General features: G+C 44.3%; 21 protein-coding genes and 1 tRNA gene. 17 read left to right on the top strand and 5 right to left on the bottom strand.

Going from position 1 to position 18,517, the window contains the following annotated elements:
- The first annotated feature begins 151 nt into the window (after nt 1–151).
- From QY309_15080 to QY309_15060, 5 genes are all read left to right on the top strand, one after another.
- Entirely contained in the window at nt 152–1,042 is an 891-nt protein-coding gene (locus tag QY309_15080; protein WKZ59178.1) for a lysophospholipid acyltransferase family protein, read from the top strand.
- A gap of 129 nt (nt 1,043–1,171) precedes the next feature.
- Nucleotides 1,172–1,246 (top strand) — tRNA-Val (locus QY309_15075).
- A 254-nt stretch (nt 1,247–1,500) separates the two neighbouring features.
- Nucleotides 1,501–3,720, top strand: a complete 2,220-nt coding sequence (locus tag QY309_15070; GenBank protein ID WKZ59177.1) for a bifunctional alpha,alpha-trehalose-phosphate synthase (UDP-forming)/trehalose-phosphatase — start codon at nt 1,501–1,503, stop codon at nt 3,718–3,720.
- Nucleotides 3,717–5,492 carry a glycoside hydrolase family 15 protein gene (locus tag QY309_15065; GenBank protein WKZ59176.1) on the top strand — a complete coding sequence of 592 codons (1,776 nt, stop codon included), beginning with the start codon at nt 3,717–3,719 and terminating at the stop codon, nt 5,490–5,492. The genes QY309_15070 and QY309_15065 overlap by 4 nt, the downstream gene beginning before the upstream one ends.
- A gap of 43 nt (nt 5,493–5,535) precedes the next feature.
- Nucleotides 5,536–6,033 carry a DUF6265 family protein gene (locus tag QY309_15060; GenBank protein ID WKZ59175.1) on the top strand — a complete coding sequence of 166 codons (498 nt, stop codon included), beginning with the start codon at nt 5,536–5,538 and terminating at the stop codon, nt 6,031–6,033.
- A gap of 19 nt (nt 6,034–6,052) precedes the next feature.
- Here the strand turns inward: QY309_15060 and QY309_15055 are convergent, their stop codons facing one another.
- Entirely contained in the window at nt 6,053–6,565 is a 513-nt protein-coding gene (locus QY309_15055) for a YdeI/OmpD-associated family protein (protein WKZ59174.1), read from the bottom strand.
- Nucleotides 6,566–6,623: 58 nt separating this feature from the next.
- On the opposite strand from QY309_15055, the gene QY309_15050 reads away from it, so the two are divergent.
- From QY309_15050 to QY309_15030, 5 genes are read left to right on the top strand one after another with little or no spacing between them, the layout of a single operon-like run.
- Entirely contained in the window at nt 6,624–7,076 is a 453-nt protein-coding gene (locus QY309_15050; protein WKZ59173.1) for a MarR family transcriptional regulator, read from the top strand.
- Entirely contained in the window at nt 7,077–7,841 is a 765-nt protein-coding gene (pxpB, locus tag QY309_15045; GenBank protein WKZ59172.1) for a 5-oxoprolinase subunit PxpB, read from the top strand.
- Entirely contained in the window at nt 7,838–8,836 is a 999-nt protein-coding gene (locus QY309_15040; protein ID WKZ59171.1) for a biotin-dependent carboxyltransferase family protein, read from the top strand. The genes pxpB and QY309_15040 overlap by 4 nt, the downstream gene beginning before the upstream one ends.
- Complete coding sequence (locus tag QY309_15035; protein WKZ59170.1) at nt 8,833–9,576, top strand: 5-oxoprolinase subunit PxpA; 744 nt, start codon at nt 8,833–8,835, stop codon at nt 9,574–9,576. Before QY309_15040 ends, QY309_15035 begins: the two co-directional genes overlap by 4 nt.
- Nucleotides 9,577–9,619: 43 nt before the next feature.
- Nucleotides 9,620–10,276, top strand: a complete 657-nt coding sequence (locus QY309_15030) for a hypothetical protein (protein ID WKZ59169.1) — start codon at nt 9,620–9,622, stop codon at nt 10,274–10,276.
- Here the strand turns inward: QY309_15030 and QY309_15025 are convergent.
- The gene (locus QY309_15025) at nt 10,263–11,351 is read right to left on the bottom strand and encodes a serine hydrolase domain-containing protein (protein ID WKZ59168.1); all 1,089 of its coding nucleotides are present in this window, start codon (nt 11,349–11,351) and stop codon (nt 10,263–10,265) included. The genes QY309_15030 and QY309_15025 overlap by 14 nt on opposite strands.
- A 49-nt stretch (nt 11,352–11,400) precedes the next feature.
- Nucleotides 11,401–11,778 (bottom strand): helix-turn-helix domain-containing protein, encoded by a 378-nt coding sequence (locus tag QY309_15020; GenBank protein ID WKZ59167.1) that lies wholly within the window; start codon nt 11,776–11,778, stop codon nt 11,401–11,403.
- Nucleotides 11,779–11,928: 150 nt separating this feature from the next.
- Between QY309_15020 and QY309_15015 the strand changes: the two genes are divergently transcribed.
- A complete protein-coding gene (locus QY309_15015; GenBank protein WKZ59166.1) occupies nt 11,929–12,585 on the top strand; it encodes an NAD(P)-binding domain-containing protein in 657 nt (218 codons plus the stop codon).
- Between the two features lie 82 nt (nt 12,586–12,667).
- Entirely contained in the window at nt 12,668–13,135 is a 468-nt protein-coding gene (locus QY309_15010) for a YbjN domain-containing protein (GenBank protein ID WKZ59165.1), read from the top strand.
- A 2-nt stretch (nt 13,136–13,137) separates the two neighbouring features.
- On the opposite strand, the gene QY309_15005 is transcribed toward QY309_15010, so the two are convergent.
- On the bottom strand, nt 13,138–13,761 hold the full coding sequence (locus QY309_15005; protein WKZ59164.1) for a dienelactone hydrolase family protein: 624 nt from the start codon (nt 13,759–13,761) through the stop codon (nt 13,138–13,140).
- A gap of 9 nt (nt 13,762–13,770) precedes the next feature.
- A complete protein-coding gene (locus QY309_15000) occupies nt 13,771–14,727 on the bottom strand; it encodes a ring-cleaving dioxygenase (GenBank protein WKZ59163.1) in 957 nt (318 codons plus the stop codon).
- Nucleotides 14,728–14,852: 125 nt separating this feature from the next.
- Between QY309_15000 and QY309_14995 the strand changes: the two genes are divergently transcribed.
- The 5 genes from QY309_14995 to QY309_14975 are packed head-to-tail and all read left to right on the top strand — an operon-like array spanning nt 14,853 to nt 18,400.
- Entirely contained in the window at nt 14,853–15,722 is an 870-nt protein-coding gene (locus QY309_14995; GenBank protein WKZ59162.1) for a pirin family protein, read from the top strand.
- A gap of 57 nt (nt 15,723–15,779) precedes the next feature.
- Nucleotides 15,780–16,382: a nitroreductase family protein gene (locus tag QY309_14990; GenBank protein ID WKZ59161.1), complete on the top strand. Its 603-nt coding sequence runs from the start codon at nt 15,780–15,782 to the stop codon at nt 16,380–16,382.
- A 1-nt stretch (nt 16,383) separates the two neighbouring features.
- Nucleotides 16,384–16,791: an OsmC family protein gene (locus QY309_14985; protein ID WKZ59160.1), complete on the top strand. Its 408-nt coding sequence runs from the start codon at nt 16,384–16,386 to the stop codon at nt 16,789–16,791.
- A 42-nt stretch (nt 16,792–16,833) separates the two neighbouring features.
- Entirely contained in the window at nt 16,834–17,262 is a 429-nt protein-coding gene (locus tag QY309_14980) for a (4Fe-4S)-binding protein (GenBank protein WKZ59159.1), read from the top strand.
- 34 nt (nt 17,263–17,296) lie between these two features.
- Nucleotides 17,297–18,400 (top strand): serine hydrolase domain-containing protein, encoded by a 1,104-nt coding sequence (locus QY309_14975; GenBank protein WKZ59158.1) that lies wholly within the window; start codon nt 17,297–17,299, stop codon nt 18,398–18,400.
- Nucleotides 18,401–18,517 lie beyond the last annotated feature (117 nt).

The following is an 18,517-nucleotide window of genomic DNA, read 5'->3' as shown; positions in this document are numbered from 1 at the left end:
GGTTTTACAAAAATACTATACAAAGTTCAAACCAAAGCCGGGCAGGCTTTATTGTTTAGACAAGATATAATTTGAACAGGTGAAGTGAAGGTTTTGCCAATTAATGGTTGCGGTTTATCAATATCTCCCTATTCTTATGGGATTTTAACCTATGCGCCTACTCTTCTACCTCGTTATTCTGCCCGTCAGCAGTATGCCCAGCTGGTTCTTATACAGACTATCCGATGTGATGTTTGTGGTTATGTACGTTCTGATTGGCTATCGGAAGCGGGTGGTGCGAACAAATATTGAAAACTCATTTCCACATTTTTCAAAACAACAATGCCGGCAAATTGAGCGAACCTTTTATGTTCATTTTTGTGATTTAATCGTGGAGTCAATCAAGGCGTTTACCATTTCGAAATCAGAAGTTAAGAAACGGTTTACGCATCGTAACCCTGAAATTTTAGAAACGTATTTTAAACGCGGGCAACACGTTACACTTGTTGGCGGGCATTATGGAAACTGGGAGTTATTTGCAGTTTCTATTGGCATGGATATTTTGCATCAGCCGGTTGCGCTCTATACCCCATTGGCCAATGCGTTCATGAATACAAAAATTCTGGCTAGTCGTTCGCGCTATGGACTGTGGATGAAAAACTACAGCCAGGTGAAACAACTCGTGGAAGCGGATGGCGAAAGACCAATGGCCGTGATCTTCGGCTCGGATCAATGCCCCAAACGAACACAACAGCCTTACTGGCTTGAATTTCTGAACCAGGAAACGGGTGTACAGTTTGGAACCGAGAAATTTGCACGTGATTTTAATACTCCGGTTATCTACGGGGTAATCCATCGGTTAAAGCGGGGGCATTATCAAACCGAGTACAGGTTGATTTGTGAAGAGCCTAATGAAATGCCTCATGGCAGCATTACAGAACTACATACGCAACACCTGGAGGCCGACATAAAAGCGAACCCTCCGTTTTGGTTGTGGTCGCACAAGCGATGGAAGAGGAAGCGAAAAGATTTTGAAGCAAGGGAGCTGTTAAAAGTTGGTTAACGTAAATCCGGAAAGATTCTATCCATGACTGGAATGAGGGATTTGTAGAATTAAAAATCTCTACTACTTTTGCAGTCCTTAACGGGAGCTTAGCTCTCCCGATAGCTATCGGGAGGTTCAGCGCATTTTGGGAGCTTAGCTCAGCTGGTTCAGAGCATCTGCCTTACAAGCAGAGGGTCGGGGGTTCGAATCCCTCAGCTCCCACTGAAGAAAAGCAATTAAGCCTCAGGTTTCTGAGGCTTTTTTGTTTTAGACCTTTTTATGTTGAGTGATTTCGGGGGATCCCTCAACTTCCAATGAAAATAGATAAAGACCTTTGCACACGTTTGTAAAGGTCTTTTTGTTTTTAGGACTTTCGCTAAATCCTCATTTTCCTGACAAATTGAAGGGTTTTCCTTGTCGACCACCCCCTAATTCCCGATTTTTGCGCCTCTTGTTTAACCAACCACCTGTTGTCAATGGAATCAAAAACCAAGAAACGACTGGTTGTGGTGTCCAATCGGTTGCCCTTCAAACTTCTTGAACGAAGCGGCAAAATTACCTTGCAGCCCAGCGATGGCGGATTGGTATCGGCACTAAAAAGTTATTTCGACCGGCATGCTACCGATACCGAGTTCTCGGAAAAGCTATGGATCGGCAGCGCGGATTTTCCCGAAAAGCGTTGGGATAAATTTGCATCGCTTCCGCAGCCCGAAACGCAGTCGTTTGAGATTGAACCTATTTTTATAGAGACAAAACTCTATAGCCGCTATTATAATGGTTTTTCGAACGCCACGCTTTGGCCCACGCTGCATTACTTCGCCACGTATGCCGTGTTCGATAGCGCTTACTTTGAAGCGTACGAACAGGTAAACCGCATGTTTGCCGAAAAGCTGGCTGCGATCATCCGGCCCGATGATGTAATCTGGATACATGATTACCAATTGTTTTTGTTACCGGAGATGATCCGGGAAAAATTTCCGGAAGTATCCATCGGATTTTTCTTGCACATTCCGTTCCCTTCTTACGAAGTGTTTCGGTTACTGCACCGATCCTGGAAAGAAAAAATTGTTCGCGGCATGTTGGGTGCCGATTTGATCGGGTTTCATACGCACGAATACGTGCAGCATTTCTTAAAGGCTGTTCGCATGATTGCCGGCTATGATCATCAGTTTCGTTCCATCAACATGGGTGATCGAATTGCCAAAGCTGATTTGTTTCCATTGGGTATTGATTACGACAAATTTCATAACGCTACACACGATGATGACGTCATTCAGAAGAAGAATGAAATCCTGAAAAATTTTTCGGAGAAGAAAATTATCTTTTCGGTTGATCGACTGGATTATACCAAAGGTGTCACCAATCGCTTAAGCGGCTATGAACGTTTTCTGGAGCAACATGCCGAATGGCACAAAAAAGTGGTGCTTGTTTTGGTTGTGGTTCCCTCTCGTGAAATCATTTCAAAATATAACGAACGCAAAAACCTGATTGAAGAACAGGTGGGGCGCATAAATGGAAAGTGGTCAACGCTGGATTGGCAACCCGTAATTTACCGGTATGGCCACATGCCTTTTGATGAATTATGTGCCATGTACCAGGCAGCCGATGTAGGACTGATTACTCCACTTCGAGATGGTATGAACCTGGTGGCTAAGGAATATGTAGCCAGTCGCGTGGCGCAACGGGGTGTGCTCATTTTAAGCGAGTTGGCAGGTGCAGCAAACGAGTTAGGCGAAGCCATTCTGGTTAATCCATTAGATATTGATGAGTTGTCGGACTCGATTAATAAAGCGCTAACTATGGAATTGCCGGAGCAACGCGAACATATGGCGCGCATGCAAAAGCGATTGGTAGAGTATACCGTTACCGATTGGGTGAAGGATTTTCTGGATCAGTTAAAAGAAGTGAAAGTTTTGCAGGAAAGGAGAAAACTCAAGCTGGTCAATGATTCCATCCGTAAACAAGTCATTTCAAATTTTTCACAAGCAAAAACGAGGCACTTGTTTCTGGATTATGACGGAACGTTGGTTCCGTTTGCCCGCCATCCGCGCGAAGCACGCCCGGATGAAAAGTTGTTGAAGTTACTGGAAGCATTGGCATCAGAAAAGCATACTGAGATTACCATCATCAGTGGGCGCAACAGCGATATATTGGAGGAGTGGTTTGATGATTTGCCGCTTAACCTGGTGGCAGAGCATGGCGCGTCTATTCGTATGAAGGGCGAGCCGTGGATGCACGGTAACTCAATAGACCAAACGTGGAAGCCGCTTATCCGACCCAGCTTCAATATGTTTGTGCAGCGTTGCCCGGGTTCATTTGTGGAAGAAAAAAATCATACACTAGCGTGGCATTACCGAAATGTAGAAGCAGAACTGGGGTTTGTGCGCTCACGCGAATTGCTCGACAACCTCTTTCATCTCATTCGCAATGCACAGCTTCAGGTTATTGACGGCAATAAAGTAATTGAAGTGCGTGTAGCCGGTATTGATAAAGGATCAGCCGCGCGCAAAGTGCTTGAGCGTAAGCCTGCCGATTTTGTATTGGTAATCGGTGATGATAAAACCGATGAAGACATGTTTCATGCGCTTGAACATTCAGCGTTGACTATAAAAGTAGGGCCGGGCATCACCCAGGCACAATACATCTTGCCTACGCAAAAAGAAGTTTTAGGATTACTTACTCAACTGAACAAATGAGCATACACAAATACAACATGGGTATCGTTGGCAATTGCTCCTACATTGCCTACATCGATCATGCGGCCAAAGTTCAGTGGATGTGTATGCCCCGCTTCGACAGCGATTTTGTTTTTGGTGGATTGCTGGATTCGAAAAAAGGAGGTGAGTTTTCTATTACACCAGTTGGTGAATATAAGAGTCATCAATATTATATACCCAACACCAACGTATTGTGTACAGAGTTTGAATGTGCCAGCGGAAAATTTAAAGTCATCGACTGCGCACCACGCTTTTCGCAATTTGAGCGCTACTTCAAGCCCTTGATGCTTGTACGCAAGATTGAACTGTTGGAGGGAAGTCCGCAAATAACCGTGCGTTGCCGGCCGGTAAGTAATTATGGAAAAAAGTCACCCGATGTGGTGCAGGGCAGCAACCATTTACGTTTTTTGAATTTTTCCATGCAGGTGCGCCTGACCACCGATGTTTCCTTATCGCATATTGTAGAGGAGCAGTCGTTTGTGTTGGATCAAAACCGGTACCTCGTGTTTACCTATGGCGAACCGTTGGAGGCTGCACTGAAAGCCACCGCGGAGGATTTCATAAATAAAACTGTTCGCTATTGGCAAGGCTGGATCAAGAGCACCTACCTGCCCGATATTTATCAGGATCAGATTATTCGATCGGCCTTGGTGTTAAAACTTCATCAGTATGAAGACACGGGTGGCATCATTGCCTCGGGTACTACCAGTTTGCCTGAACACCACGGCAGTTCGCGTACGTGGGATTATCGCTATTGCTGGTTTCGCGATGCGTACTACACATTGAAGGCATTTAACGAGATTGGCCACTTTGATGAACTGGAACGCTACTTCGAATACATTCAGAATATTCTGATCACGGAAGAAGATCGCATACAACCCATGTACAGCATTACCGGTAAAAAAGACCTGGAAGAGATTCACATCGACCTGGAAGGTTATCTGGGCAATCAACCCGTACGGATTGGGAATAAAGCGTACATCCAGATTCAAAATGATGTGTATGGGCAGGTGTTGGTAAGCTTGCTTCCCTTGTTTATTGATAAACGACTCTCCATCGCCAAGAAAAATTCCTACACGCGATTAATTGATCGATTGCTGGCTTCTATTGAACGAACCATGGATGAACCCGATGCGGGTTTGTGGGAATTCAGAAATGTAAAGCAAGTCCATTCCTACACCATGTTGTTTCATTGGGCGGGAAGCAAAGCCGCGTTGAAGATCGGCAGGCTTACCGAAAATGCCGACCTCTGTGCACGTGCATTAAAAATTGAAGCGTTGGCGATTGATCGTATTGAACGCTGTTATGATCCACAGCAACAAGTGTATACGCAGGCGGTTGGCTCACCTAACCTGGATGCGAGTACGCTGAAGTTGATTACGATGAACTACCTCGATCCGCGTTTGCCTAAAACACACGAGCACCTGAAGCAATTGGAGGCCAAACTAAAAACTGATCAGGGATTATTTTATCGCTACGTTCATCCGGATGATTTCGGAAAACCTGAAGCCACGTTTTTGGTGTGTGCTTTCTGGTATGTGGATGCGCTGGCCTGTGTAGGCAGGGTAGACGATGCCATCCGAACGTTGGATGGAATTTTACCGTATGCCAATCACCTCGGTATTTTCAGTGAAGATGTCGGGCTGGATGGCTCGCAGTGGGGTAACTTTCCGCAAACGTACAGCCACGTGGGGTTGATAAATGCAGCGTTTCGCATTTCAAAAAAACTGGATATGCCGACATTCAAGTAAAGCTCTGCGTTGTCAACATGGTTTTAATCCCTATCTTGATCATATGAAGCAATCTGGATTAAAAGCATGGATATTCATCAGTCTGATCTTTATAGTGTTTCACGCAGCGGGTCAGACAAAAGCCGAATTGAATGAGCTTAATTTTATTTCCGGCAAATGGGTTGGCAGTATGGCCTGGGGAGCTATGGAAGAGTATTGGAGTGAGGCGATGGGCGATAACATGGTGTGTGCCTTTCGTTGTGTGAAAGATGGGAAAATCATGTTCTATGAATTTATCGTCATTGAGCAATCCGATGCGGGTGTGCCGGTGATGAAACTCAGGCATTTTAATCGCGGCAATATTGCATGGGAAGAAAAAGATAAGCCCTACGAATATCCATTACTAAGCCTGAGTAAAAACAAAGCTGTATTTGAAGCGCCCGATAAAAAGACTCGCCTGATTTACGAACGCCTGAATGAAAGTCAACTCAAAGCCGTTCTTGAACGCGAAAAGGACGGTAAGTGGGAAGCAGATGAGTTTCTTTATAAACTGTCCAGGTAGTCAGAATAATTGTCAATTGTTAACTGTACTTATTTCGCTTCTCCTCCCGCAGCATTTCCGGGAAACCCATTTTTCGCGCGAGTGCATTAACAGCCATTACAATTCGTTTGGTTTTGGTTTGTGTTGTCTTGGCGCTGTCGATCCACTTACTGAAATAGCGTTGGTGTCCGGCTGGTAATGTTTTGAAAAAAGTGTTCGCCATCGGATCATCTTTCAGGCAGGCAACAAAATCGGCATTCATTACAAACTTGCTTTCATCAGGCTCAAGCACAACTTTTATTTTATCCCCATGTTTTTTGCCGGTGCCTTTGCGCATGGTGGCGTTGAAGGGGATGATAAATTTTCCATCACCCATCGGGATTACCGCAATTTGTTTGATGGTGAACTGGTCCAGTTTTCCTTTCACCCGAAAGGATGTTTTCGTATCCGGTTTCAGTTTTTTAGCATGAGCGGCACTGATTTCAATATAGCTCCAGCCGGTTTTTTCTCCCTTTTTGTCGAAACGTTGTATGGTGGCGGTAAAAGCGATCATGGTTTAATTGTATCTACAACTATTGTATTAATTTTGATTTTGTTAACTATTCAGCGCTATGCCTTCCATTGAGAGTGAAGTTAAACAGGAAAAATTTCAAAGCGAATTTCAAAAGGCGGCTGTAAACATTTTGTTTACCGGAAGCTGGTTGTATAATCTGAACGCAACGTTTTTGAAAACGTTTGATGTTACTCCGGAACAGTTTAATGTATTGCGTATTCTGCGCGGAAGTCACCCCAAGCCCATGATGCTGGCCGACATCACCTGCCGCATGATTGACAAGAACAGTAACGCCACACGCCTGGTGGAGAAACTTCGTGTAAAGGGTTTGGTAAAGCGCGAAATCTGCAAGAACAACCGCAGGCAAGTCGACATCAGCATTACTGACAAAGGATTGACAGTATTGACTAAAATTGATCGCTCATCCGATGCCTGGCAGTCGACTTTAAAAAACCTGACAAAAGCCGAAGCGCAGCAATTGAATTTTTTGTTGGATAAACTACGTGGTTAATTGTCAGAGCTCGTTTCGATATATCCAATAAGTGAAAATGCCCTAACGGTTTGTTTGGGTGATAAAATGGATGTGGCTATTAACGACCGGGTTTTCAGGCTGTTTCAGTATTTACATCGGCATCCCAATCCGTTTTGGAAAGATTTGATACCTGCCTACTGCACATTAACTGTTGTGTATGATGTTCATGTTATTCGCAAGTACCACCCATCGGCATTTGAATGGGTGACCCATGAAATGGAACGCGCCTTAAAAGCATGTAAGGAAAGAGAAATATTGCCTGCTCGAAAACTTCGTATTCCTGTATGTTATGATTCTGAATTTGGCTTTGATATAAAGTCGCTGGCCAAAACTCATAAACTTTCCGTTGATCAGGTGATTGAACTTCATACACAGCAAACGTATCGGGTTTACATGCTGGGGTTTTTGCCTGGCTTTGCCTACATGGGCATTGTGGATGATAAAATTGCCACACCCCGATTATCTACACCACGTAAGCATGTGCCTGCCGGTAGCGTGGGTATTGCCGGTAATCAAACCGGCATTTATCCGCTTGATTCACCGGGAGGATGGAATGTTATCGGAAGAACACCCCTTCAACTATTTACCCCCCAGGCCTGTGTCGACACAGGCTTGGGTAAAGGCACAAGTTTATATGAATTATTGGTGTTTTTTCAACCAGGCGATGAAGTGAAATTCTATTCCATCAGCAAGGAAGCATATGATTCTTTTGATGTTCGAAACTTCAATCCGTTTTCAACATGAGCATCGAAGTAATCAAAGCAGGTATTGCTGATTCCGTTCAGGATAACGGGCGATTTGGTTTTCAACATTTGGGCATAAACCCGAATGGGGTAATGGATATGAATGCCATGAAGATTGTCAATGCGTTAGTAGGAAATGAATTGAATGAGGCCGTTATCGAAATGAGTTTTCCGGCTTCCACATTTCGTTTTACTAAACCGGCATTGATAGCCCTAAGTGGTGCCGACTTTTCCGCAAAGCTGGGCGGGCAACATATTCCGTTGAATCAACCGATTCGTGTGGCATCGGGGAGTGAGTTGAAGTTTACCAAAGTTTTGTATGGTGCATGGTGTTACGTGGCGGTGCATGGAGGTTTCGAAATAAACAATTGGCTGGGAAGTAATAGTACCCATACAAAAGCTAAGGTTGGCGGAGTTGATGGCCGGTTTTTAAAGAAAGGAGACAGACTCAATTTCAACTTGAGTATAGAAAAAGCAGAAACAAAAATTTTTCCATGGCGCGCAAATGTTTCGGACTATTACTACTCGTGGTCTGTGAGGACACAGACCAAGTTGGCACAGACCATGATAAGATGCATTCAAGGAAACGAATTTGACTGGCTGACAAAGAAATCACAGCAGGATTTTTTGAACCGTGATTTTGTCATCAGCAGGCAAAGCGATCGTATGGGTTATCGGTTAACCGGAACGCCCCTGAAGCAAACCAAAAACCAAGAATTACTTTCTGCAGGTGTCTCTTTTGGTACGTTACAGTTGTTGCCTAATGGTGAACTTATTGCGTTAATGGCCGATCATCAAACTACCGGTGGTTACCCAAGAATCGCGCATGTTATTGCTGCTGATCGGTCGCGGTTGGTGCAAAGCAGGCCAAATGAAGAGATTTCGTTTTCATTTGTTACGATTCAGGAAGCAGAAGATTTGATGATGATTCAGGAAAGGAGTTTACGGCAATTGCAGGAAGCATGTAAATTCAAACTTCGGGAAATTGGACTATGAAGATTGATATCAATTGCGATATGGGAGAAGGCATGCTGAACGATGCCGACATTATGCTGTACATCAGCAGCGCCAACATTGCCTGTGGCTATCATGCAGGCGATGAGAAAACAATGCGCAACACCATCGATTTGTGTTTGAAGCATAATGTTGCCATTGGCGCTCATCCCGGCTTTGATGATAAAGCAAACTTTGGCCGCAAGCCAATACTGCTTTCCGCGGATGAACTGTATCAACTGGTGTGGAAACAATTGGAAATCATCCAGGCAATCTGCAATGAAAAGCAGGCAGCGTTGCATCATGTGAAACTGCATGGAGCGCTGTACAACATGGCCGCAAAAGATAAATCGATCAGTAACATTACGGCTCAGGCTGTTAAGGATTTTAATCCTGAGTTGATTTTTTATGGCTTAAGTGGAAGCGTAATGATCAGCGAAGCAAAAGCATTAGGTTTGAAAACCGCCAACGAAGTATTTGCCGACCGCACCTACCAACCGGATGGAACCCTAACGCCCCGAACGCAACCGCATGCGTTGATTAAACAGTCCACTGAAGTGATAAGACAGGTTGAACAAATTGTGAAAGAGAAGCGTGTAACGACCCTTACCGGTGAAATTATACCTATAAAAGCAGATACGATTTGTATTCATGGCGATGGTGACCACGCACTTGAATTTGCAATTCACATTCATAAATCACTTCAATCCATGGGCTACATAATTTCTGCAGGCTCGTTGTAACATCTGGATTTTTTAAACGTCTGGAGTCATAAAATCATAACTTATGCTCGCATTTATTGACCGCTGGAAGCAGAAAACCTTTTTACAGATTTTCACAATTTATCTTCGCTACCTCATTGGCGGAGCATTTGTTATTGCCGCATTTGGCATGGGAAAAGTAACAGGCACCTCAAACCTGATGTACAGCATGGATAAACCCATTCAGGATTTGCAGCCTATTCAACAATTTTTTAGGGTTATGACCGATTCAGGGTTGTACTGGCAGTTTATTGGCTGGACACAAATTGTTGCCGGCTTTTTATTAATGACACAACGCTTCGCGAGGCTGGGTGCACTGATTTTCTTTGGACTGATACTCAATATTTTCATCATTACGGTTGCCTACAAATTCACGGGTACCCCTTTCGTTACCGGGTTGATGTTGTTGGCTACAACCTATTTACTGGTTTGGGATTTGCGGTCGTTACAATTTTTAATTCGTGATGATGTTCAGCCTGTGCGTTTGTCGCTTCCGGTAATTCAAAGTTCGTATTGGATGTGGCTGGGCTTATTAATGTTTATCACCATCGTTTGCTTCGCAGTGCTCAGTCCCAATATTTTCATTGAACTGGGTGTTCCTTTTATCGAAGGGTTGATTGCTTTTATTGTCTTCTTTACCGTGGGCAAGAAATTCCGAACCAGTCAGGTTAATCCGGTATGATTTCATTTAGTTTTTCCCACAAATCATCCTGAAATAAAAACGGCACTAACGAAGTATCGGGCACATCGCCCATACGAACAACCACTAAATTCTGTGAGGGCACTACATTGATGATCTGCCCGTTTTTTCCCATGGCCGCAAACATGTCGGCAGGTGCACTGGGTGAAACCGAACCGGGAATACTGACTTGCGTATTGGGCAAAATGTAAGAGGCCTTTCCGTTTAGCCAGGTAAGATAACCGTACGAAGGATTGAGATTTTGAGAAGAGGATTTCATCAGTGTAATATATGCTTCCGGAACAACTGGGGTGTCATTCCATTTTCCATTGTTAAGTAACAGCAAACCAAATCGCGCCATAGAACGCGCGGTGCTGTAATACACATTATTGTCACCGGTTTGAATGTACTGGCCGTCCATACCGGTTTTTGATTTCAATTCATCGTTGAGGTAAGCATTTAATGTTTTGCCAGTTGCGTTGGCAATCACGCCATCCAACAACGTATAGGGGGCATTGTGATAAGCCCATCGCGTACCGGGTGCAGCTTTAAAAATCAAACATTCCGGATCCGTACAATCGCGGTTGGGTACATCATCGTCCAACCCGGTAGTCATGGTAAGCTGATGACGCACGGTAATGTTGTTTTCCTGTTCAATAGTAAGATCAGTCCAGCCCGTTCCCAGATAAGTAGACGTTTTTTCATCCAGATCAATCAGGTTCTGCTCTTCGGCAATACCAACAACGGCTGCCGTTAAGGTTTTTCCGGCTGAAGCCCAGTACCAATTGCTGGTAACGCTAAAGTCTGTTACATCATCAAATTGCTTTCCTCTGTATTTCTCCAGCACAATTTTTCCGTCTTTTAAAACAATTAACGCGCGGCTGTCCGATGCCTCCAGAAAAGCATCCAGGTCTGCAACTTTCGAAGTGTTCCACCCGAGGTCTGCAGGGCTCACCGTTTCCCATGTAGATGTACCGATCGGGGGGAAGTATAATGCGGCAGGATTTGGTGCAGGATCTGAATCCTTGCTGCAGGAAGTGACCAGGCAAATAAAAAGCAATAATCTGAACAAATGCATAATTCGGTTTTAGACAAATATTGTACGTGAAAGTTTAATTCCGAAACGGTTACCGGAGATAAACTTTCACCATTTTTCCATCCTTCTTCGCTTTAGTTCTTCCCCATTCGGCCATGGCTTCCAAAACAGGAACCAGCGATTTGCCTTCTTTGGTGAGTTCATATTCTACACGTGGCGGCACTTCCGGAAAAATGGTTCTCTTCACCAAGCCATCTTCTTCCAACGCACGCAATTGAAGTGACAGCATTTTATCAGTAATATCCGGAATCACATCTTTTAATTCCTTAAAACGTTTTTTGTCTTTACGCAAATACCAAAGCACTACGGTTTTCCATTTTCCGCCAATGAAGGAGGAGGTTACATCCAATGCACAATGGTAATCCTGTCCGTCAATCACGAACTTGTACTGCTCATCGTTGATTTTCATAAGTTTTTTTAAAGATTTTTTCCGTGTACATCATGACGATTTCCCAATTCTGTCAAATCTGATAGTAACTCCCATAGCTAACACGTACTTGATTTACTACACAACAAAACTATACTTTTGATAGTAAATAACTAAAATAAATTTAAAATCATGAAAATAGCTGTATTTGGAACCGGCACGGTTGGCGACACCATCGGTTCGCGATTAATTGAATTGGGTCATCAGGTGATGATGGGCTCGCGTACTGCAAACAATGAAAAAGCGTTAGCCTTTGTGGCGAAGCATAAAAGTGGTGCAAGCGCTGGGACGTTTGCAGAAGCCGCTACGTTTGGTGAACTTATTTTTAATTGCACAAAAGGAGAGGCTTCCATTGATGCATTGCGTGCTGCCGGAAATGCCTTAGATGGAAAAATCAGTGTGGATGTTGCCAACCCGCTCGACTTCAGTAACGGAATGCCGCCTTCTTTGATTCCATCTTTATCCAACACAAACTCCCTGGGCGAGGAAATGCAAAAAACATTTCCGAAAACCCATGTAGTAAAAACACTCAACACCATGTGGTGCGGGTTAATGGTTAACCCTAACCTGATTGGTGGGGGAGATCACATCAACTACATCTGCGGGAATGATGCCGGGGCCAAATCAAAGGTTATTGAACTCTTAAAAGAATTCGGTTGGCAGGAAAAGAATATCCTCGATTTGGGCGACATCACAAATGCACGCGGAACGGAAGCTGTGCTGCCCATTTGGTTGCGGGTGTGGGGCGCAACTAAGAACGGTGCCTTTAATTTTAGATTGATAAGTTGATTTTTTGAGGAGAAATACGCGTCAGAAAATATTCTATTGTAACTCCATTGATTAAAGGAAAAATCTTTTTGAACTTTATTCAATGGACTTACAACAAACCTCAGCTTTAGTCGAAGAAAGCATACGCGGACTGAAAGTTGACCCTGTAGCCTGCCGGGGACAAAAAGAAGGTCAATGGTCATTAATTTATCGTGGCTCTACCGTGTGGATTGATGTCTTTAATTTTCAGGACAATCCCACACGCTGGTATTTCCAGATCATGAGTCCGTTGTTGCCCGTACCGGATAAGAACGTGGAAAGCTTTTATCAAAATTGCCTGGAGATTAACCACAATCTGTACGGATCATGGATTTCCAAAAAAGGCGATTGGTTGTATGTGATGTTTCTACGTGAAGCAGCCGGCCTTGACCTTAATGAAATCAACGCCACGCTTGATCGCGTTGCCATCTACAGCAGCGATTACAACGGCAAATTGAAGTTCAAATTTGAAGGAAGCTGGTTGCCAAAAGATACCCGCCCGAAGGCCACTACGGAAGACGGCAAATCGTAAGTTTATTGGTTTGCCATCATTCGGCTTACAGCATCAAGTTCTTCTTTAAGAATGGTGTGCGGTCTGTTTGGAAATATTTGTAACGAAACAACTGCACCCATACTTTCCATTATTTTTTTAGATTCTTCACTTCGCGATAACGGTACGTGAGGGTCGTTGTTGCTGTTGCTGATGTAAACTGGAGTTCCGCTGAAATTTCCGAGATAATTTTCAGCATGGATTTTTTCACCGATTAATCCTCCGGTTAAAGAAGCAACGCCACCCCATCGCCTGGCATTACGCGTGGCGAATTCAAGTGTAAGGCAGGCGCCTTGTGAAAAGCCCAACACAAAAATATTTTCTGATTTGATTCCGCCTGCTTCAATGTCGCTTACAAGCGAGTTCAACAACTTCAATGCACTACTCAACCACGGTTCGTTTTGTGGAACAGGAGCCATAAAGCTGTATGGATACCATGTAAAGTTGGTGGCCTGTGGCGCTGCGATGTAAAAATCATCAACCGGAAGATATTCCTTTAATGAAAGTATATCCTGCGCACTCGCTCCACGACCATGCAACATAATCAACGCTTTCTTTGCATCCTTTAACGGCTTGCCCGCTTCGATAATATTTTTTTGATGTGCCATCTTTCTTTGTTAGTCCATGAATTTATCCGTCTGCACCTTTATGGGTTGCAATCCTTTCTCAATTTTGTTACGCGATTTTTCATACCAGGGTGGAAGCTTCAGCGATTCGCCTAAAGCAGTAGGCGCTTCATCAATAGCAAATCCCGGAGGATTGGTGGCAATCTCAAATAGAATACCACCTGGTTCGCGGAAATAGATGGAATGAAAGTACTGCCTATCCATAACCGGTGTTACATGATACCCTTTCGATAAAAGTTTTTCGCGCGCTTCTAATTGCGTGTTGTCATCCGGTGTGGCAAAGGCCAGGTGATGAATGGTGCCGCTGCCACCCAATCCCCGGGTGCTTTCGGGTGTCCAGAGAATATCTACAAAATCACCAGGCTCACCACTGGCGGAATACCGAAAGCGATTTCCTTTTTCAACAATAAGCTTGTGATCCATACCTTCCAGCAACAAGCCAGCTGTGCGTTCGTAACCTTCTTCAGAAAGTACCACACCATAGAATCCTTTCACGGCATGTTCAATGGGTATTTGCCCGTATGAAAAACCCGGACGCTTGTCTCCTTTATTAAATACGAGTTCCAATCCCAAACCATGAACATCTTCAAAGTACACAAACACTTCGTCATCAAATCGTTTTTGAGGTTCGGTGTGTTTGATGTTGAATTTCTTTAGTCGCTTCAGCCAGTAATCCAGGCTGGTATCCGGAACGGAAAAAGAAGTTACCGTCATTTGGCCTTTACCGTGCCGTCCTTTTACCATCCCCGGAAAGGGAAAGAACGTCATGATAGTACCCGGGCTGCCCGTTTCGTTTCCATAATATAGGTGATACACATCGGGCGCATCAAAATTGATGGTTTTCTTAACCATGCGCAGGCCAAGAATGCCCGCGTAGAAATCCACGTTTTTCTGGGCATCGTCTGCCAAAGCAGTAACGTGGTGAAGTCCGGTAACAAGGGTGCTCATATGCTTGAATTTAGTAGTAAAGTAACCATTTCTGCCCGGTTTGGTTTGCGGGCTTGGTGAAAGAACGAAAATCGGATTAAAATAGTTGTATATACAACAATTGTAATAACTTTGTTTAGAACCCTATGAAATACAGATCCGTTTCGCGTTTGCTTTATGCACATCAGGTGGACATGGGCGGGATGCCCATTCGCCAACCGCTACCTACCCAACAGGTAGATCAACTTGATCCGTTTTTATTGCTCCATCATGCCAACATAAAAGTGCCGCAACATGTCGACACCAGGCATGCCGGGGTAGGTCCACATCCACATCGGGGGTTTTCTCCCGTCACGTTTATTTTTCAAGGTGGTGTGCATCATCGCGATAGCCGGGGTAACAACAGTGTAGTGTATGCTGGTGGTGCACAATGGATGAATGCCGGTATGGGCATGATGCACAGCGAACGACCACCACATGATATTCATGAATTGGGCGGGCGGCAGGAAATCATTCAGTTATGGATTAACACACCGGCAAAACACAAGATGGACCAGCCGGCTTATTTTCCGCTTGCTGCGGAAGCGGTGCCGACTTTTAAAAGCGATGATGCGAAAGTCAAAGCAAAAGTATTCTCAGGAAACTTACTTGGATTAAAGGGCCCGATTCCCTCACAAGTTGAGGTGAATGCTGCCACGCTTGAAGTTGAAGTGGGTGGAAAATTGGAGATTCCATTTCCGGAAGAGCATAACCTGATGCTTTACTTGTTGGATGGCAAACTTCGTGTGGAAGGTTTTGGAATGGTTGAAGCATTGCACCTGATTCATTTCAAGCAAGATGGTGAAGGAATTTTGATTGAAGGTCTGGAAAAAACAAGGGCTTTGCTGTTAAGCGGAAAACCAATCAACGAACCGGTGGTTTCCCATGGCCCGTTTGTGATGAACACCCAAACGCAGATTATGGAGGCGATGCGCGATTATCAGATGGGAAAAATGGGTATACTCATTGAAGATTAAGGTAATACAGAACTGTTTTTATGCTGTGTTGTTAATCTATTACCAGACTTAGAAACTATGACATCAATTTTAGAGAAAGTAACACCTGCTACCGGTTTCGATGCACCGGTGCTGGAAGTAATACAAGAAAGGCGAAGCAAACGGGCTTACTCGAACCAACCGGTTGAGGAAGAAAAAATAAAATCGTTGTTCGAAGCTGCACGCTGGGCGCCATCCAGCATGAATGAACAACCGTGGACATACATCTATGCAACCAAAGATCAATCTGAACTTTGGAACAGGATTTTCGAAACGCTGTCGGAAGGCAACCGCATTTGGGCTGTAGATGCTCCGCTGCTGATTGTGAGCCTGGCCCGCACAAAATTTATTCGTAACGGCCGCACCAACACTTCTGCCCGATACGATTTGGGAGCAGCCAATGCATTTTTATCGTTGCAGGCAACCGCACTTGGCTTGAATGTTCATCAGATGGGCGGTTATGATAAAGAGAAGCTGGTTGAAAATTTAAACGTACCTTTAGATGAGTTCGAACCGGGTGTGGTGATTGCGGTAGGTTATCCAGGCGATGCTGAAAAGCTTCCGGATAATTTGAAACAACGTGAAGAAGCTCCACGGTTGCGCTATCCTCAGGAAAGTTTTGTGATGAATAAAAGTTTTTAACATGCATGATGAAGGCGTACAAGTAGCCGTTGCAACAATCGGTAATGATTTATATAAAACCGAACTGGTAGCACGCGATCATACGGTAATTGCGGATGAACCGCTGGATGTTGGCGGCAAAGACCTGGGTCCCCGCCCCGGAGATTTCATTCGGATGGGTCTTGCCTCATGCACAGCCATTACGCTCCGTATGTACACCAACCGAAAAGGTTGGGATGTTCAGCAAATCCGTGTGCAGGTTTCAAACGGTCCGTTTGATGGAAAAACTTCATACAAGACGGAAATTGAAATAACCGGTAATGTTAATGAGGAGCAACGAATGCGATTACTCCAGATTGCAAAACTTTGCCCGGTTCATAAAGTACTCACCAACCCAATCGAAATCGACACCTCACTTTCAATAACCTAACTGACGCCCAAGTCCCAATACCTAAGCCTAACACCTACCGCCATGAAAGACATCACAAAAAAATACACCAACGGAGAAGTAACCATTGTTTGGAAACCCGATATGTGTATCCATTCGGCCATTTGCTTTCGCGGATTAGGTGAAGTGTTCGATCCACAAAAGCGACCTTGGGTTAATCCGCAAGGAGCCGAGACAGAAAAAATTATATCACAGGTTAAGAAATGTCCAAGCGGTGCGCTGAGTTATTTCATGAATGAAGAGGCAGATGGCGGACAAGTTCAGGTCGATGCTGAAACGATTGTGGAGACAGTTCCGAACGGTCCGCTGATGGTGTACGGTAACGTAACCGTGAAAGATGCCGGAGGAACGCTCACCAAAAAGAATAAAGCCACCGCGTTTTGCCGGTGTGGAGGCTCATCGAACAAGCCTTTTTGTGACGGCACACACAGAAAGATCAATTTTCAGGGTTAGCAGCAGTTCGTAATCTTTTCCTAACTTCGGAAGTATGAAACAACTTTTACTTCCTGTTCTTATCATTTTCCTTTTGGTGGAATGTGCACCGAAAGAAAAAACTTCAACTTTCAGTGAGGAAATAGACAACCTCTTCTCAACGGAATTCAATGCGGATGAACCCGGAGCGTGTGTGTTAATTCGAAAGGGAGACTCAACCCTATTTTTGAAATCATACGGACTTGCAGACCTTGTTACCAAAGAGTCGATCTCTCCCAAAACGTTGTTTAACCTCGGTTCCATTTCCAAGCCCTTTGTAGCGTATGGCATTTTGATGCTGCGCGATGAAGGTAAACTTTCGTTGGATGATCCGATCAGTAAATACTTTCCCGATTTTAAAAATAAAAGCATGGCAGAATCGGTAACGATTCGTCATTTGCTTACACATACATCTGGTTTACCCGATATTCGAAAAACCAGGGAAGATTCAGTTTTCTACCTCACCGCAAAAGATGCTGAAAACTGGGTACCCATTATGCAAGCCGACTCGCTCGAATTTAATCCCGGAGAACAATACGAATATTCCAACCCTGCTTTCAATGCACTTGCTTTGATTATTGAACAGGTAAGCGAAATGAAATGGCAAAAATTTATTGAAGAAAGAATCTTTAAACCGGCAGGGATGACAACAAGCACGATAACGGATGGGCCGCATCCGGAAAGTGGTGTGTCGCATGGGTATGTAAACGTGAAAGGCGAATGGTTAGAGAAGGATTATGGCGAAGAACCAACCTTTGCTGCAGCCGGAAATGGCGGTGTGTGGAGCTCAGTCGATGAACTTGTTTTGTACGAACGCGCCATGCGCAACGCGGTGTTTACTTCACATGAAACCATAACCGAATCGCACCAGGTTGTTAAACCACAAAACTGGAAAGCCGATTATGAGCCGTTTATCGGACTGTCGTGGTTTATTGAAACAACCAATGCTGGAGATAAAATTGTGGCACACACCGGTACGCAAGGCGGGTTTTATTGCCATTATGTTTCTGTTCCTGCCAAAGGAATTTTATATGTGGTTTTGGCGAATCGGCACTATGAGCGCGAAAGCAGGTATGAACAGGTTTTTACCATACTTGAAAAACATGGGCATTTGAATTAATACCAGCTTTTATTCTGCGCTTTGTGCGAAAGTTTCAGCAGTCGATTTAGCATTATTTGTAATAGCTAAGACTTGATCTGACAGTCAGGTAGGCATTCCTTCCTCAAAGGCAAAGGT

It is taken from the genome of Cyclobacteriaceae bacterium, from assembly GCA_030584025.1.
Taxonomy (GTDB): domain Bacteria; phylum Bacteroidota; class Bacteroidia; order Cytophagales; family Cyclobacteriaceae; genus UBA2336.
The sequence above is the reverse complement of the archived record's forward strand: the minus strand, read 5'-3'. Positions and strand labels throughout refer to the sequence as shown.